The sequence below is a fragment of the Corynebacterium vitaeruminis genome (assembly GCF_001054325.1).
GTDB lineage: Bacteria > Actinomycetota > Actinomycetes > Mycobacteriales > Mycobacteriaceae > Corynebacterium > Corynebacterium vitaeruminis_A.
In genome coordinates, this window is the sequence record NZ_JVVM01000026.1 from 101972 (window position 1) to 118530 (window position 16559).

The 16559-nt window shown below is 58.3% G+C and carries 15 protein-coding genes; 4 read left to right on the top strand and 11 right to left on the bottom strand.

Features of this window, described 5'->3' with window-relative positions; genetic code table 11:
- Positions 1-24 precede the first annotated feature (24 nt).
- The 3 genes from ADA16_RS09235 to ADA16_RS09245 form a co-directional block, all read right to left on the bottom strand.
- The gene (locus tag ADA16_RS09235; protein ID WP_239659426.1) at positions 25-960 is read right to left on the bottom strand and encodes a hypothetical protein; all 936 of its coding nucleotides are present in this window, start codon (positions 958-960) and stop codon (positions 25-27) included.
- Positions 961-1144: 184 nt separating this feature from the next.
- On the bottom strand, positions 1145-2728 hold the full coding sequence (locus tag ADA16_RS09240) for a cation:proton antiporter family protein (RefSeq protein WP_048761219.1): 1584 nt from the start codon (positions 2726-2728) through the stop codon (positions 1145-1147).
- 91 nt (positions 2729-2819) lie between these two features.
- Positions 2820-3836: an ankyrin repeat domain-containing protein gene (locus ADA16_RS09245; RefSeq protein ID WP_048761222.1), complete on the bottom strand. Its 1017-nt coding sequence runs from the start codon at positions 3834-3836 to the stop codon at positions 2820-2822.
- Between the two features lie 160 nt (positions 3837-3996).
- Between ADA16_RS09245 and ADA16_RS09250 the strand changes: the two genes are divergently transcribed.
- Positions 3997-5013, top strand: a complete 1017-nt coding sequence (locus ADA16_RS09250) for a GIY-YIG nuclease family protein (RefSeq protein ID WP_048761225.1) — start codon at positions 3997-3999, stop codon at positions 5011-5013.
- Between the two features lie 91 nt (positions 5014-5104).
- Here ADA16_RS09250 and lepA read toward each other — a convergent pair whose 3' ends face one another.
- Entirely contained in the window at positions 5105-6952 is a 1848-nt protein-coding gene (gene lepA / locus ADA16_RS09255) for a translation elongation factor 4 (protein WP_048761226.1), read from the bottom strand.
- Between the two features lie 162 nt (positions 6953-7114).
- On the opposite strand from lepA, the gene ADA16_RS09260 reads away from it, so the two are divergent.
- The 3 genes from ADA16_RS09260 to ADA16_RS09270 all read left to right on the top strand — a co-directional run bounded on the left by ADA16_RS09260 (position 7115) and on the right by ADA16_RS09270 (position 9162).
- The gene (locus tag ADA16_RS09260; RefSeq protein WP_048761227.1) at positions 7115-7729 is read left to right on the top strand and encodes a type II toxin-antitoxin system PemK/MazF family toxin; all 615 of its coding nucleotides are present in this window, start codon (positions 7115-7117) and stop codon (positions 7727-7729) included.
- Positions 7730-8036: 307 nt separating this feature from the next.
- Positions 8037-8303, top strand: coding sequence for a 30S ribosomal protein S20 (gene rpsT / locus ADA16_RS09265; RefSeq protein WP_038628143.1), 267 nt, complete (start codon positions 8037-8039; stop codon positions 8301-8303).
- A 424-nt stretch (positions 8304-8727) separates the two neighbouring features.
- Positions 8728-9162 carry an OsmC family protein gene (locus ADA16_RS09270; protein ID WP_048761229.1) on the top strand — a complete coding sequence of 145 codons (435 nt, stop codon included), beginning with the start codon at positions 8728-8730 and terminating at the stop codon, positions 9160-9162.
- 119 nt (positions 9163-9281) lie between these two features.
- On the opposite strand, the gene holA is transcribed toward ADA16_RS09270, so the two are convergent.
- The 7 genes from holA to nadD all read right to left on the bottom strand — a co-directional run bounded on the left by holA (position 9282) and on the right by nadD (position 16543).
- On the bottom strand, positions 9282-10340 hold the full coding sequence (gene holA, locus ADA16_RS09275) for a DNA polymerase III subunit delta (protein ID WP_048761230.1): 1059 nt from the start codon (positions 10338-10340) through the stop codon (positions 9282-9284).
- Complete coding sequence (locus ADA16_RS09280; RefSeq protein ID WP_048761231.1) at positions 10337-12337, bottom strand: ComEC/Rec2 family competence protein; 2001 nt, start codon at positions 12335-12337, stop codon at positions 10337-10339. The genes holA and ADA16_RS09280 overlap by 4 nt, the downstream gene beginning before the upstream one ends.
- Entirely contained in the window at positions 12321-13097 is a 777-nt protein-coding gene (locus ADA16_RS09285; RefSeq protein ID WP_239659427.1) for a ComEA family DNA-binding protein, read from the bottom strand. The genes ADA16_RS09280 and ADA16_RS09285 overlap by 17 nt, the downstream gene beginning before the upstream one ends.
- A gap of 126 nt (positions 13098-13223) precedes the next feature.
- Positions 13224-14567, bottom strand: a complete 1344-nt coding sequence (locus ADA16_RS09290) for a DegV family protein (RefSeq protein ID WP_048761235.1) — start codon at positions 14565-14567, stop codon at positions 13224-13226.
- A complete protein-coding gene (locus ADA16_RS09295) occupies positions 14557-15270 on the bottom strand; it encodes a histidine phosphatase family protein (RefSeq protein ID WP_048761236.1) in 714 nt (237 codons plus the stop codon). The genes ADA16_RS09290 and ADA16_RS09295 overlap by 11 nt, the downstream gene beginning before the upstream one ends.
- Before the next feature lie 2 nt (positions 15271-15272).
- Positions 15273-15731, bottom strand: coding sequence for a ribosome silencing factor (rsfS, locus tag ADA16_RS09300; RefSeq protein WP_048761239.1), 459 nt, complete (start codon positions 15729-15731; stop codon positions 15273-15275).
- 86 nt (positions 15732-15817) lie between these two features.
- Positions 15818-16543, bottom strand: a complete 726-nt coding sequence (nadD, locus tag ADA16_RS09305; RefSeq protein ID WP_048761242.1) for a nicotinate-nucleotide adenylyltransferase — start codon at positions 16541-16543, stop codon at positions 15818-15820.
- Positions 16544-16559: the final 16 nt, after the last annotated feature.

The window sequence follows — 16559 nt, forward strand, 5'->3', positions numbered from 1 at the left end:
ATGCTGTTAGCCGCGGTAACCCTGCTAGCCCATCACGGGGTCACGGACTTCCAAGCCACGCTCCGGATCCTCACACACCGTTACCGCTCCCAACTCCTCAGACCTCGCCGCCGTCGGAGAGCTACAGGTCCAGTCCCCTACTTGAGCGGTCAGGGTGTTGCCACCGCCCTCAGTGTCCTTGATTGCGTCGTACCGATCCAACACATCCATGGCCTCAGCGCAGGTCATCTCACCCTTGACCACTTCCGCCAGACGATGGCCCTCCATGGCACCGCACATCATCGGCCCCTGAACAAGTGCATCCGTGCCCTGGCTGTAGCCCCTCGCTGGCTCACTCCCCTGGGCCATGAGTTCCTCGACGGAATCGAAAACCTTGCCGGAGGTGCGAATATTCCTGTCCTTGCCTTCGATGGCAAAGGCCGCGTTATCCGACTGACACACCAGCTTGTTCGCATCCGTCTTCGCACACGCAGCGGTGCCGAAGCTCGTCCATTGGCCGTCGTCAAGCTCTTCCTGAGCCGGCGGTACCCCTTCGACGAGCGTGTACGCGGCACCTGAAGTATTCAGCATGATTGCGCCCGGCGACTGTGGTGGGAACGGCGGAACCTCCACGTCGGGAATCGACGAATCAGCCTTACCGATGCACGTCACCGCGCCGTCTGAGTAGAAACACTCGCTCTTTTTCCCGTCTAGCGTGACGTAGAACGCCTTGATTCCGTTCTGGCTAAACCGCTGAACGTCAATTTTCTGGTAGGCGCTTTCATCAAATCCGATGCTGTCGGCGCTTGTCCCCTTCGTCGGCGACGGCATCTTCGGATTATCGCCCTCGCTTGCCGACGTCGATTGCGACTGCACCTCACTCTGATCATTGTTGCTTTGTGATGCGGCGGCATCTTCGGAATCTGAAGATGAGCAGCCGACGAGAGTTCCGAGCATGACAACAGCAAGGCCCGCGGTCATCCGAAACATCGCACTGCGACTGGATCGAATAGGACTCGCGGGCATCTGGTTTTGGGTGACTGACATGAAATCAGCTTATCGCCGAACGAATCGGCTGGCTTGTTGTTTGCCGTATTTAACGGATGCGACGGTACCGCGGCTGCCATGGCCCGAGTTCGGTCACCATCAGCTGCCGCGACTACGACTACGAGCGTTGCTTAAGTGCCTCCACTGCACGGTCGGCGAGCTCCTCGCCAGCACCGTCGTATAGGTAGACAGCCATGTCAGCACCAACGTTAAGAAGCTGGCTCTTAAACCGCTGCACCTTGGTGGTAGTCGCAACTACAGCCTCGGTGTCTTGCTTACGGATGTTCTGAATCATGGTGTAGGTTTCAGCGTGCTCAGACAGCGCCAGCACGTACAGCGCTGGTTTCTTCTCCAGCTCGATGTGGTGCCAGAGCTCTGGGTCTGTCACATCGCCTGGGATGACCTGGTAGCCCTGCTCACGCAGCTTTTCGATGCGATCCTCATCGAAGTCAACGCCGAAGACGTTCATGCCGTACTCATTAACCAACCTGCCGTAGACACCAACGCCGACTCGCCCCATACCCATGATGAGAGCATCGGCGTTATCAATAATGACCTTTGCCTCTTCTGGCACCAGGCGGTCCTCTGGGGTTTCTGGGACGAACTTCTGCAGGAAGTTGACAATCTTGTCTTCGTGCGGGGCCATCAGCGAGCTGGCAATGAAGCTACCCGCCACGGCGACCGCCATGATCGAGGTCCACTCATCGGGCAGAATGTCCTGCTGTGTCGCAGCCGCCATGACAATCAGACCGAACTCCGAGTAGTTACTCAGCGTCAGTCCCGCCAATGCACTCGTGCGCAGCGACAGTCCCATGCGCTTGAGAATCCAGATGAAGATAGTAGCCTTGAACACCAGGAACAGCACCATAATCGCAGCGATGACGTAGCCGCCCGCGCTTGGCAGACCACCGAGACCAATCTCGATAAAGAACGCGACCAGCAGCAGCTCACGGATACTAATCAGAGCTTCCGACAGACGGTCAGAAATCGGGTGCGAGGACAGCAGAATACCGGCAACCAAGGACCCCAGCGAGCCGGACAGCCCTGCCAGCTCGAAAGCCGAGTACGCGGCCACAGCAATACCAATGCCGGTGAGAACCAGCAGCTCAGTGCGGAACATGCGGTTGGGAAGACGCGCCGCCAGCGGACGGATGAAGAACAACAGTGGTAGAGCCAGCGCCCACAGCTCCGGGGTCTTACCCGACGATGCCACCAGCACACCAACCGCAATGATGTCCTGCAGAATGAGCACACCAATCGCGATGCGGCCAATAGCCGAAGCACCGCGGTTCTGCTCCTCCAAGTGGCTCATCACAAACACCGTCGACGAGAAGGAAGTCGCAATGCCGATGTAAATCAACGCAGTCACCGACAGCCCGGTGAGCTCACGCAGCGGCAAGAAACTGGCGACACCGAATAGCGCGGCAAAAACTACCGTGTTTAAAAACGCGTGGCCCAACCCCGAAAAGACCACTCGCGGCGCCACGATATCCTTCGGATTTAGCTTCAGACCAATCGTGAACAGCAAGGTGGTAACACCGAGCTCGGCCAGCGAATCAATGAACGGGATTTCCTCGAGCCCCATTGCATGAACGGCAAAACCGGCCCCAAGGAAACCAATCAGCGGCGGCAGCCGAAGCAACGACGCACCGAGTCCGCCGATAATCGAAAACAGTATTGCTGTTAGGTATACGGATTCCACCCATCAAAGATAACGGCTGACACTACCGATTGATGCAGTGGCTAACCATTAACAGATTTTTAACACCAAACCGGGGTTAGCTTCTTGGGAGTTAGCGCCGGTACGGGACCTCGCCCAACGCAATCGGCTGCGGGTGCTCTGTAACCCACTCGATTGTCGCCTCCGTCAGCGCATCAATGTCCGCCTCACCAGCTTTACACTGCTTCACGACGGCCATTGCACCCTCGGCAGCCCCAACCGTCTCCAGCCAGAAGTCGGTCATCTTGGCATAGTCTTCGTCCCAGTTGACATAGCCCATCTCCAGGGCCTCGTACCCGAGCCGGCCAACAATGCGAATAACTTCGCCCTGCACAATCGCGGCTGGGCCACCACCCGGCACTAGGTAGTTCCAGAGATATCGGAACTGGCCATTGGTTGACTTATCTGCAGGGACAATGATGTCGCTGTGACCATCGTGAGGCGTGACCACCTGCGGATGTTCCGCACCGACGCGCTCGTAGAGACGATCCATGACCGGCTGGTACTCGTTGCGCGCCTTGTCTGACAGGCGGTTGTAGCGGCGACCGAACTTAGTGAACTCTTCGCGGGCTTCGTCGTCGATTTCCGACCCAGCGTCCAGAAGTACCTCGATACTCTCCAGGACTCGACTGAGAGCATCGGTATCGGCGGCAGCGACAGCCTCTTTGAACGCTGTCCGGCCGTGACCGAGGCGGTTCTCGCGGTGGAGGTCAGCGCCGTTTTCCAGCAGAAACGCAATGGCCTTGGGCTGATGGCTCTTCGCAGCCATGAAAAGCGGCGGATGGGCGCCAGCTTCGATGTCTGCACCGCATTCAAGCAGAATCTTCATCTTGTCGATGTCGCCCCGACTTGCGTGCTCTGCCAGGGCGGTTTTACCGAAGCGGTTCTCGGTGTTGACGTCGAGCCCCTGGTCGATTAGCCAGCGCATGAGCTCCGGAGGGGTGCCACGGAGCGCCAGTGCAGTGTCCTTGCTGTATCCGAAAACTGCGTTGAGTGCGCAAGCGTCATAGACGGCCTTCAGCGCATCCATGTCACCGGCTTCGAGCAGCTCTTCGAAATCTTCGACCAGTTTCTTCCGCTTCCGTGGCATGGAGTCTGCCCTTTCTCCAGTCTTGCTAGCAACACACTGTGGTTTGCCAAAGGTTCTCTGGAAGATGAAAATTCGTTGTTATGCACGCAGACTAACGGAAGTCGGAGAGATTGGCGCGAGGTTACGTACAGAAGAATTGCTGCCCATAAAATCAATATCTATGAAGCCTGCAGGTGAGAACGTCGTTTTCAAACGCTGGGAACTAGAACCTGGCATGAGCATTAGCTCACTAATTAGTCGCCAACGACGCGGAATCTATATTCTCGAGTTCGCCGATGGCTGTCGATATGTCGGCCAATCAGTAAATGTTGTCAGCCGCTTTGCAACACATGTCCACGGATCGTCCCACCACGAAGGATGGGACGACGTTGTAGCAATTCAGTTCCGCGAGATGCCAGCGGGAAATCTTGACGAAGCGGAATACCAAGAAATTTATAGGCAAAAATCGCTTGGCTTTGAGCTACGGAACAAGGTTTTCAACCTTGGCCATAACCAGCCCTCAAAATTTGATGATGCTGTCACCGTTGAAGAGCAGCGACACTGGGCACTCGGCCACGGTAACTACAAGCTTGAGAACTTAGAATTGCGCATTTCTGGCGCACCTTCGACCTCAAGCAAACTTCGTTCCAAGGTTCCAACCTTAATAACCAATGAGACCTATACCGCCGTGTTAGATGATCTCGCTTTTTGCCTAAGCCACATAGTCCCCGATGCAGTGAAACTGGAATTTACGTACTGGACAATCTCTGACTACCCAAGTACTTCGGGCGGACGATTCGCGACACTCAATGTCGGCAACCTCGAACTAGCTTATTTTCCTAGATTCTTTTTCGATGATCCAGAAGGACGCATCGCAGACATGCACCAGCTTGTAATTTTTAATCTGCCTTCATGCGTGCTCGACCGGAGTTACGATAACGCCATAATCAGAAGTGAGCATTCCTGGATATATTTCGAACGACGTTTTTACAGGCTAATTGACACAGTGGGCGTCGAGATGCCTATCGGAACGCTCCGTGAATTCTTTAATACCGAACCTGATCTACTGATAGACGCGCGCCAATTCGTCATTAACCTCATGCGAAACAGTGGATCCGGAAAGTTTCGCCGCTGGCACAGCCAGGCTCTTTCAACTGAGGTATTTCAACACTGTCGTGCCCTGAAGGAAAAACAATAAGCTGTCTGAAAGCATGACAGCATCGCACCCAAAACTAGACAGTTGAAGCCTCCCAATTGGGAGGCTTCACAAAGGAAGCAGCGCCGCTTCCCTATTTACCGCCCTCGTCGGTGGACAGCGCAGCCACGAATGCCTCCTGCGGCACCGAAACCGAACCGATGTTCTTCATGCGCTTCTTACCGGCCTTCTGCTTCTCCAACAGCTTGCGCTTACGGGAGATGTCACCGCCGTAGCACTTAGCAAGGACGTCCTTGCGCAGCGCACGGATGTTCTCGCGGGCGATAATCTTCGAACCGATTGCGGCCTGAACCGGGACCTCGAACTGCTGGCGAGGAATCAGCTCGCGCAGCTTCTTGGTCATCTTGTTGCCGTACCACTGGGCGTTGTCGCGGTGGACGATAGCGGAGAAAGCATCGACTGCTTCGCCCTGCAGGAGGATATCCACCTTGACCAGATCCGCAAGCTGCTCACCGGCATCTTCGTAGTTCAGCGAGGCATAACCCCTGGTACGGGACTTCAACATGTCGAAGAAGTCGAAGATGATCTCGCCCAGTGGCATCTTGTAACGCAGCTCCACGCGGTCCTCGGACAGATAGTCCATGCCACCCATCTCACCGCGCTTCTGCTGACACAGCTCCATGGTGGGGCCAACGAATTCACTCGGCACAACGATGGTGCACTTGACCATCGGCTCGTAAATCTCGCGGAGCTTACCTTCCGGCCAGTCACTCGGATTGTGAACGGTAACCTCGGTGCCGTCCTCAGTAACGACGCGGTAGACAACGTTCGGAGCCGTCGAAATCAGATCCAGGTCAAACTCACGCTCCAGGCGGGCGCGGGTGATCTCCATGTGCAGCAGGCCCAGGAAACCACCGCGGAAACCGAATCCGAGAGCCACCGAAGTCTCCGGTTCGAATGTCAACGAAGCGTCGTTAAGCTGAAGCTTTTCCAACGCATCACGCAGGTCGGGATAGTCTTGCTGAGAGATTGGGAACAGACCGGAGTAAACCATCGGCTTGGGCTCTTCGTAGCCTTCCAGCGGCTCCTCAGCCGGTGTGGCGTTCAGCGTGACGGTATCACCGACCTTGGACTGGCGGACGTCCTTCACACCGGTGATAAGGTAGCCGACCTCGCCGACGCCAAGACCTTTACACTTCTTCGGTTGTGGCGAAACAATGCCAATTTCCAGCAGCTCGTGCTTAGTGCCGGTGGACATCATCTGAATAACTTCACGCGGCTTGAGCTGACCATCAACAACACGGATGTACGTGACCACACCACGGTAGGTGTCGTAGACGGAGTCGAAGATCAGCGCACGGGCAGGTGCCTCCGGGTCGCCGACCGGCGCCGGGACGAGCTCACAGACTCGGTCGAGCATTTCGTCAACGCCCTCACCGGTCTTGCCCGAAACACGCATGACATCTTCCGGCTCGCAGCCGATAATGTGCGCGATTTCCTCCGCGTACTTATCCGGATCCGCGGCCGGCAGGTCAATCTTGTTCAGAACCGGGATGATCTCCAGGTCGTTTTCCATGGCCAGGTACAAGTTGGCCAGAGTCTGCGCTTCGATGCCCTGAGCGGCGTCGACAAGCAGAATCGCGCCTTCACACGCCTCCAGCGCACGCGAGACCTCGTAGGTGAAGTCAACGTGACCAGGCGTATCAATCAGGTGCAGGACGATCTCTTCCCCCGCGTGCTTACCTGTGCTCGGAACCCACGGCAGGCGCACGTTCTGAGCCTTAATAGTGATGCCGCGTTCGCGCTCAATATCCATATTGTCGAGGTACTGATCGCGCATGTCGCGCGCCTCCACAACACCCGAGAGCTGCAGAATTCGGTCCGCCAGGGTGGACTTACCGTGGTCAATGTGCGCAATAATGCAGAAATTTCGAATCCGTGAGGGGTCCGTAAAAGTCTGCTCCGCAAAATTCTTGGTCACGTTGGGTCTACTCCGAAAAATAAAGACGTTATGGGCATTGGGGCGCGGCGTTGGCCGACCCATATGCGCCGGCCTCGAAAACCGACCAGCCGGGCTTAAATACAATCACGCACAATCTTACCTATCGATTCCCTCCGCACTAAACCTCTAGACTTAGATTTCATGAGCTCCACTTCGTCCACCGATCAAAATGAACGCGAAAGCTGGCCACGCCGCCTGCGTAATCGCATCAGCGCGCGTCTTTTCGCCGGTACCGAGTGGTTCCGCGGCCCCGACACACTCGACGAGGCACTGTTTAAGCTCAACACGCAGCTTGGGCTCGCCCAGGACACCTCGCTTTCCGACGAGTCCAAGGAGACCCTACTTCGACTGCGTGATCCGGTGACCATCGCGCGTCCGACCGCGGAACTGGCCCGCACAATCGTGTACAGCCCTGACATGGATGGCCAGGCCGACCCCGGCGAAGTCGTGTGGATTCCACTGCAGCTCGAAGGTGAAAATGCTGCTTTGCGCGAGCGCGCTGTGGTCGTGGTTGGCCGCCATGACCAGTACCTTCTGGGCATGCTGATTTCCACACGCAGTGAGCACAGCGAGCAGCCGGAGTGGCTGTTTATCGGCAGCGGGTTCTGGAATGAAGATCCCAAGCCATCGTGGGTGCGCATGGACCGAATCTTGCTCATTCCGGAATCCGGTATTCGTCGCGCAGGCGCGATGATGCCCCGCAGGCGCTTTGAGCTCATCGCCGCCCGACTGCGCGGAGACTACGGCTGGAATTAAGCAGCGGCTGTAACTGGGACATGGCTGGAATTACTCAGTAGCTGGAATTAGGCAGTGGCTGGTATTAGGCAGCGCTGTTTGCTAAGATTCTGCAAGTTGTTTACCGTTGTGTTCCTTTACGGCGAGCGCGGGCAGGACCTTGGGTTCGCGTTTTCATCGTCGTACAAGCGCAGTGTGTGGCTTCATTCTGCTGGTTAATTCGACTGACCGGCGATGATGACACTCCACGTTTTGCACTGTGATCAGGACTTTTCTTGGTGGCGGGCGGTAACAATTCCAACTACTACGGATACAAGAGGTATTCACGATGGCAAATATCAAGTCCCAGATCAAGCGCAACAAGACCAACGAGAAGGCTCGCCTGCGTAACCAGGCAATCCGCTCTGCAGTCCGCACTGAGATCCGCAAGTTCAAGGCTGCTGTTGAGGCTGGCGACAAGGCTGCTGCTGAGGCTCAGCTGCGCGTTGCATCCCGCAAGCTGGACAAGGCTGTCACCAAGGGCGTCTTCCACCGCAACACTGCGGCTAACAAGAAGTCCGGTATGGCTAAGGCTTTCAACAAGCTGGAGGGCTAATTCCCTTTTTGGGCGCTGTGCTGTTGCAGCACTGCGCTTGCGTCGTGCTAGCGCTGCATTTTGCCGCGCTTGCACCGTGAACAATAACCGCTTCCTGCTATTTTCCGATTTGTTTCCGGATGTGGCGGGAAGCGGTTTTTGTAATTTAACCCTAATGTGGTTAAGTGACTGCGTTTATGGCTGGCGGCAGTGGGGCAATGCAAGTTACTGACTGCGTTTATGACAAAAATGGCCCGAAAAATGGCCTGAAAGTGCCCTAAACTCGCACAGTTTCACATTTGCAGCCCGTAGAGCGGGGCGTGAGCCCCGCCTCCCACGCTGTTGGTTGTTGATTTCCCATCGCTTCGGTTCCAGCACACCAACATGCGGCCAGCACATGCAGATAGCACATGCGGATAGCACAGTTTCCACAGGAAGGAACGTCATGCCGAAGACAACTTTCACGACCGTCGCGCACTCCCCAACCAACCTTGAAACCACTGTGACCTCTCGCGATATGAGCTTCACCCTGGACGAGCCGACTGACCTCGGGGGAACCAACAAGGGCATGAACCCGGTCGAGGCGCTGCTCGGAGCCCTAGGCGCCTGCAAGTGCATCGTCGTCCGCTCATTCGCCGCCGCCCAGGGCATCAAGCTCAACGATGTCAAGGTTGAGTGCTCCGGTGTGCTCGATCCAGACGGTTTCATGGGGAAGAACCCGGAGGCAAAGATCGGTTTCTCCGAGATTCACACCCGCTTCCACATTGATGCAGACAACACGAGGGATGAACTAGTTGCATTCCTCGACTTTGTCGAATCCCACTGCCCTGTTCAGGACACGCTGTCCAACCCGGCTACATCGTCCTTCGAACTCGCATAGCTGAAAGTCATCGACGCTAGCGAAGCAACCTGCTCAGCAGGACGGCCACACGGTCACCGTGTTCTTCACGGTGTTTCGCCTGTCACCACAGAACTGAAGCTCCCACGACCTCTCACGACTTAACGCCGATGGGACGAATGGGCCAGCTCTGCGATACGAAGCACCGATTGCTCCAGCGATAGCTCCGGTGTCGACGAGGTTCCCTTCGTGTCCGCATCCAGCTGTGCCGCGACCACCACAGCGCGAGCAACCGCAGGGGTTGACCAGGCAGAGGCCAACCGCTGAGTTTTCTCCAACTTCCACGGCGGCATGCCATAGCGGTGGGCATCCCTGCGAGCATTAACGCCACGTGCGCCGTGGAGCCGAGCTACATCACCGACCATTCCCGTGATCGCAGCTGACAGTAGGGCCGGTGCCATTCCCAGCTGCAAAGCACGACGCATCTTGGCCAACGCTTCCCCACCGCGACCGCGCAGTGCGAGCTCGGCAATCTCAAAACCCGAAACTTCCGCCGAAGCACCGTAGTAGGTGCGCACAGCTTCCGAGGTAACCTTTCCCGCGGTATCTGCGCAGAGCTGAGAAATGGCAGTGGCCAGCTCACGGAGATCCGAACCGACCGCATCTAGGACGGTATCAATGACGTCGCGACGCACCTTAACCCCGTGTGAGGCAAACTCTTCGCCAACGAAACCCGGCAAATCGTTCCTCTTAAGCGGTTGCGCTTCGAAGAAGCGGACGCCTAGCTTACGCAGGTCAGCGACCATCTTCTTCTGACGCCCCTCACCGCTATGCAGCAGGATCAATGTGATGCCCGGCGCGGGATCTTTAACAGAATCCATCAACAGTGCCGCAGGTTCTTTTCCCGCATCCTGGCAGTCGGTGACAACCACAATTCGGTCATCCCCAAATAGCGAGGGGCTGAAAAGTTCCACTGCATCGACAGTGGTCATGTCCCCTGCGCGGATGGTGGTCACAGGCACCGAGCGTCCGCCCGGATCGGACTCCGTTGCTGCCTGCGCGCGGACGGCAGCGACGATGGCGAGGCGGGCGCGGTCTTTCAGCAGCTCCTCTTTGCCCACAATCAAATTCACGGGTGCGACGGCGCTCAATCCCGACCTCTTTTCCGCGTTGATTCCTGCGACTGTTATTTCTAGCCTACGGGACAGCCCGGATTTCACCTCCCTCGCCAGACGTCACCATTTGAATAGAGAGCTTGTGGCCCATCTCGCTGCGGACACACCACAGGAATGTGCTCCGGGGTCATTACGGTTTCTCGCACGCGCGGACCACACTCGCGGGCGACAAACCACTGCGGTGAGCTACGTATTTGGAGAACTCTGCCGCTCACGGCCTCAGCGATATACGAAGGGGACTCCACCACCACGGTTCCTGTCGTGGGATTATCAACGGCTGGATCGAGCCCCTGGGCATGCCATGTCATTTCCTCGGTGATTCTGAGGGCAATTCGGCACTGCCGGCTGAGCGAGGTTGGTGCAGAGCTGCTGTCCGGATTTCGCGCAGAGCGGTCTACAGAAGCGCCATGGCTGACGGGCTCTTCGACAGCGCCCGCGTGAATGAGAACAAGCTGGTTTTTCTCAGCGCAGGCGGCAAGCTTCCACCCCTTTGGTGCACGCGCAATGTCGAGGCCAAACACCCAAATAACGGCGTAGCTACAGGCGGCCAGGACAACTGCAAAGCCACCAGCGCGTAGCGCAAGACGGGGCCACGCCCAGAGCGTCGTCAAGCATGTGATTGTCAGCGTGCAGGAGACGAGCAACGTGATGGCTCCAGTGGCGGGCGCGACGAGACTCGCGCTGAGGCGTGCGACCTGATAAATCCACCACGCGCATGGTGCGATGCACCAGAGCAGAGCGCTGACCAGCCAGTTGAGATGCAGTACGGCGGCAACGGCAGCTAACGAACCGGCGATAGTAACCGGTGCGACGGCGGGCGCGGCGAGCAGATTCGCCAACAGTGAGATATGGCTGATTTCGCCGATGAGGAGCGCCAATACTGGCATTGTGACCACGTGTGCGGCAATCGCTACGGCAATTGCTCGAACAATTGGTGCGGGCCAGGTACCCATAACGGTGGTGGTGGAAAGGCGTCTGGCAAGGGGCTCGGCAAGGAGGACTAGGCCAGCGGTGGCAGCGACGGAAAGGGCGAAACCCACGGACACCGACAGGTCTGGCGCCAGGAGAATCAACCCAATAATGCCAGCCGACAGCGCCGCGATGGCTTGGCCGGCTCGTCCCACGATAATTGCCAGCAACCCAATGCAACCGGTGACCACCGCCCGTAGTACTGACGGTTCTGTGCCCACAATTGCCACAAAACCATACAGGGCAAGTGCGGCGACTGCGACCCGCACCCGCGGCCCAGCCCACGAAAACACCGCTACAACAGCTCCCACGACAAGCGCAACGTTGGCTCCAGAGACTGCTGATAGATGTGAAAGTCCGGAGGCGGTCATCATGTCGCCGTCGGTGAGGCTAAAGCCACGCTCATCGCCGATGGCCATGGCGGGGATTAGACGGTCGGGACCAACGGGGAGAGCCTGCGCCGATTCAAAGAGCTGCTGACGAACCTCAGCTGCCAGTCCCCGTGGTGGCGCGATAACCTCAACATCGCCGCGGAGATTCAGCTGGATTCCACTAATGCAGGGTTTGCTCGCAGCGCGCACACCGGCGGTGGATTCAACGACGGTGTCTCTCGTAACCGCTAAAAGTGACTCATCGCCGAAAACCGAGACTTGCCCGGGAAGACCCTCGATGCGTGCTTTCGCACTGGCACCGAACTCGGTTGCCTTCGGCTCAGTGACCAGGCGCAGCTGCACTTTCGCCATCCCACCAATGTCGTCATAGAGCTCGTGGGCGCGGGCTCGGGCAATGCGGATTCGCGTGGCTAGCGCAACACTGGCCACTGCCACAACCGGTACCAGGAGGGTGGCGATGGCTCGCCACCCGGAGGTCACCGCGCCACTGCCCCATCGCCATGACCAGTGTTGCCACGCCCACGGCAACCCCACCGCAATCACGATTGCGCTCGGTGCCACGACCATCGCCCATTCTGGGCGCATAATGACTGCCACCGCAGTCACCCACACCAACACCGCTGCTGGCACTAACCGCACATCGAGCCCAGCACGAGCGCGTAGGTCAGACGGTGGCGGCATCGCGCAAAGCCTCTACCTTCGCCGGGCCGATTCCCGGGACCTCCTCAAGCGCGTCGATGCTCGCAAAAGGCCCATTCTTTTCTCTAAAGTCGATGATTTTGGTCGCCGTTGCGGGTCCGATTCCGGGTAGTTCCTCCAGTTGCGTCGCCGTCGCGGTATTGACGTTAATCTTCCCGCTCGACTCGCTCGCGCCAGCAGCACCAGAGTCGGCAGCACCGGCGCCAGAACCCCCAGCGCTACCAGGACCACCCGCCATCTCCCCTGCTGGTAACGCCTCCGTCCCAACCACAATCTGTTGGCCATCCATCAACGGCGCCGCGAGATTGACGCTAGCTGGATTTGCCTCCGGCAAAAGCCCACCCGCACGCTCAATTGCCTCCACCACCCGTGCTCCCGCTGGCACCTCCACCACGCCGGGATGCACGACCAGCCCCACCACCGACACAATCAACGGCCCCGTCTGCGCCTGCGCGTTAGCCTCCTGCCCCGGATCGCCAGGCGTCTCCGCCGCGGTCTCAGTCGTCTCCGGTGTCGTCCCCACAGCAGCCGCGTCCTGCACCGCAGGCATCTCCACCTGCGGCGACGATGGCCACACCACCGCAGCGATAGCTCCCAGCGCCAACACCACGATCACAATGCACGCAGCCATCGCCACCCGCGGTGTCACCACCGCCCGGCGCGTGGAAAAGTCCACCGCCATGCGCTTGTCTTGATCAATCGGTTCCAGATAGTCCGCCAGCCGATTCCGCAAATTCGTCACGATGCGCACACTAATGCCCCGCCCCTGCGCGCACTCCCGCGAAAGCGCCCATCGAAGGGGCAGCTGTGGATAAAAAATGGCCTGTGGGGGTTATCCACAGGCCACGCTATCCGCACAGCTCAGAAGCTATTTCTTCTTCTCGTCCCCGTCTGCATCACGCTTTTCGCTTGACGACGACTCCTGCGATTTCTCCTCTTCAGCGCCAAATACGGCTCCCTCGGGATCCGACTTGTCGCGCAGCGACAAATCAGAGATAGCCTTTGCCAGACGCTCAGCCTTTTCCAGGGCTGCTTGGCGGTTCTCACTCCACGTTGGCAATTTAGAAACAGCCGTGGTGAAAAGCGGAATTCCCTGTTCATTGGTCACGACTGTGCGATGGACTCGCTTGTTGCGGTTGTGGGGTGCGGCCGGATTCTCAACTACTTTCACCGCGGCCTGATCGGTGATTGGTTCATCCGAGTCAGTGACGGCAGCGGTTTCAGCTGAACCAACCGAGCCATCCGCCCCTTCCATGTCAGCCGAGTCGCAAGAATTATCTTCCCCAGCGTCCGTAACCTCAGCGTCAACAACGGCCGTGTCGCTCTCCTCCACGCTGTGAAGCAGCGCAGTTACTCCCATCTCTACTTCAAAATCCATGGCGTCCGAATCAATTGAGCCACCAGAGACCATGCCAACTGCATAGGCGCCCTGTCCGACATGAGCAGCAATCGACTCCGGCAAATCTAGGATTCTAAACCGGGTATCATCGGGTAGCTCTTCGGCAAGCATGGCCTGGAGCTCGTGAACGTCGTCAAGCGCGTCGGCGTGATGCAGCAGCACTGCCGGCGGACGGTTCGCCGATGACGCGGACCGAACCATCTTGGTGGCAAAATCCACCATGCGCTGCTTGACCTTCGCTTCTGTACGGCACTTGGCGACGAGTGCCAGTGAGCCATCTTTAATGCCGACGATGGGTTTGATGGCGAGAGCAGTAGAGAGCATCGCTTGGCCGGCCGAGATGCGACCACCACGGCGCAACGAATCGAGCTTCGGCACGAACAACCAGAGTCGATAGCGCTGCAGCACATCGCGGGCGACATCGGCAACCTCATCACGGCTGGCACCAGCCCGTGCTGCCTTAGCTGCCGCAATGGCAGCGGCACCGACCCCGGCGCCTACGGTGTCGGTATCGATGATGGTCACGCGGTCGAGAGCCCCTGCAGCGGTGACAGCATTCGACCAGGTGGCGGACATGCCCTTGCCAAGGTGTAGGGCGACAACGCCGGCGTCGGAACCGTCCTTGTTGGAGCGTTCCAGTGCACGGGCGTAAGCAGCGCACAGCTTCAGCGGGCTGACCGCTGAGGTGGTGACGGCGTCTTCATTGATGTCATGGCTGATGGGAACCACGGTGATGTCGAGCTTGCGGGCAACCTCGGGCATCAGGCACGCGGTGTCATCGACAACAATGCGAACGTGGCCGTCACCGGGCATGGCGGCCTCCTGAATGATCGGAGTCAGAAATCTGCGCTTCCCGTTCACGGACCTTCGCGTTAAACGCGTTGAGGTACCAGGAAGTCTCACCATTGACGCGAGTGCGCTGTTCCATTTCGACCCACGCAGTGTTGCCCAGGCCATTGAAAGTGCTGAAGTAGTCGCGCGGCATCTGTAGCAGGGCTGCAGTAGCCGCAGCAATGGCACCACCGTGAGACACGAGCACGAACGTATCTGTCTCCCAAGCAGGGGCAGCCGCGAGGTCAGCAATCACCGCGAGCATTCGGTTGGAAACCTCAAAGCGGGTCTCGCCACCTTTGGGCGCCCAGTTGAGATTGTGACGCCAGTGGTCCCGCATACCGGGGAACGCGGAGTCAATCTCGTCGTAGGTGCGCTCCTGCCATTCGCCAAGGTTGGTTTCACGCAGGCGCTTATCAAAGCTCAGTTCTGCACCGGTGGTCTCGGCTAGCGCGCGGGCGGTGTCAGCTGCCCGGGTTAGGTCAGAGGACACGATTTTTGTGATTCGCGGTTCAGACACAGCCAAGTACTGTGCCGCAGTACGGGCTTGCTCGCGGCCGACGTCGGAAAGCTGCGTGTCCAGCTGTCCCTGAATGCGACCGGTAGCGTTGTACGATGTCTGCCCGTGCCGCAGCATAATCAGACGACGTCGGGTGGCAACATGCGCCTCGCGTGAGCCCGCCACGATTAAAACTCGTCCGTATCCGGGTTGTCGGCAGCCAGCGGAATCTCGTCGATAGAACGAGCATTGCGGGCGGAATCTTCGCCGTCTTCGTTGCTCGGCTGCTCGACACCTTCGACCTCAATGCGCGGGCAATCGCGCCACAGTCGATCTAGACCGTAGAAGTCACGCTCTTCGCTGCGGAAGACATGCACGACAATGTCGCCGTAATCCAGCAGCGCCCAACGTCCCTCACGCACGCCTTCGCGGCGCACCGGCTTTGCGCCGAGGTCACGCAGATCGTCCTCAATCTCATCGACGATTGCGGCAACCAGTCGCTCATTGTCAGCACTGACCAGGACGAACGCGTCCGTAATCACCACCGGGCCAGAGACATCGAGAACAACGACGTCCTCACCCTTCTTGCTATCGGCGGCCTTTGCCGCGGCGGTCGCCAGCTCGATGGCGCGTGCTTGTGCAGTCACGAAAGACTTCAGCTCCTTGTGATTAAAGTCGTGAAAAACAGTGTTTGTACTTGTAACTTACCGTCTCAGCAGGATTTTGCTAACTTTCAGTCGGCAGTATCGGCCTTCGCATCTGCAAATGCGGGCCCCACAGAACCAACCGTGCCCTCAGCGGACTGGTACAGACCACGCTTGGCGATGTACTGCACCACTCCATCCGGCACCAAGTACCAAACGGGGCGTCCTGCCTCCGCCCGCTTTCGACAGTCGGTGGAAGAAATAGCCATCGCGGGAATCTCGATGAGGTGTAACCGCGAGGCGTCGATTCCCTCCAGGTCCTCTGCACGCAGGTGAACTCCTGGGCGAGTGACGCCGACGAACGTTGCTGCGTCGAACATCTCCTCCCAGTCCCGCCACGTCATAATCTTCTGCAGCGCATCGGCACCGGTAATGAAGAACAGATCCGCATTGGGATAGATGACCTTCAAATCCCGCAGCGTATCGACGGTATAGGTCGCACCCGGTCGGTCAATATCCACCCGTGAGACCGAAAACTGCGGATTCGACGCGGTGGCAATGACCGTCATCAGGTAGCGGTCTTCGCTGTGAGAGACCTTCCGGCCGCGCTTTTGCCACGGCTCACCCGTGGGCACGAAGAGCACAAAGTCCAGGTCAAAACGGTCTGCCACCTCACTGGCAGCGACCAAGTGACCATTGTGAATCGGATCAAAAGTGCCACCCATCACGCCAATGCGCTGCCGGGGCGCTTCCGCCGACTTTGCTGTCAACGCGGCGTGTACCCGCGACCGCACACTTTTCTTGCGCTTAACCATGTCTGGCACTTTACCT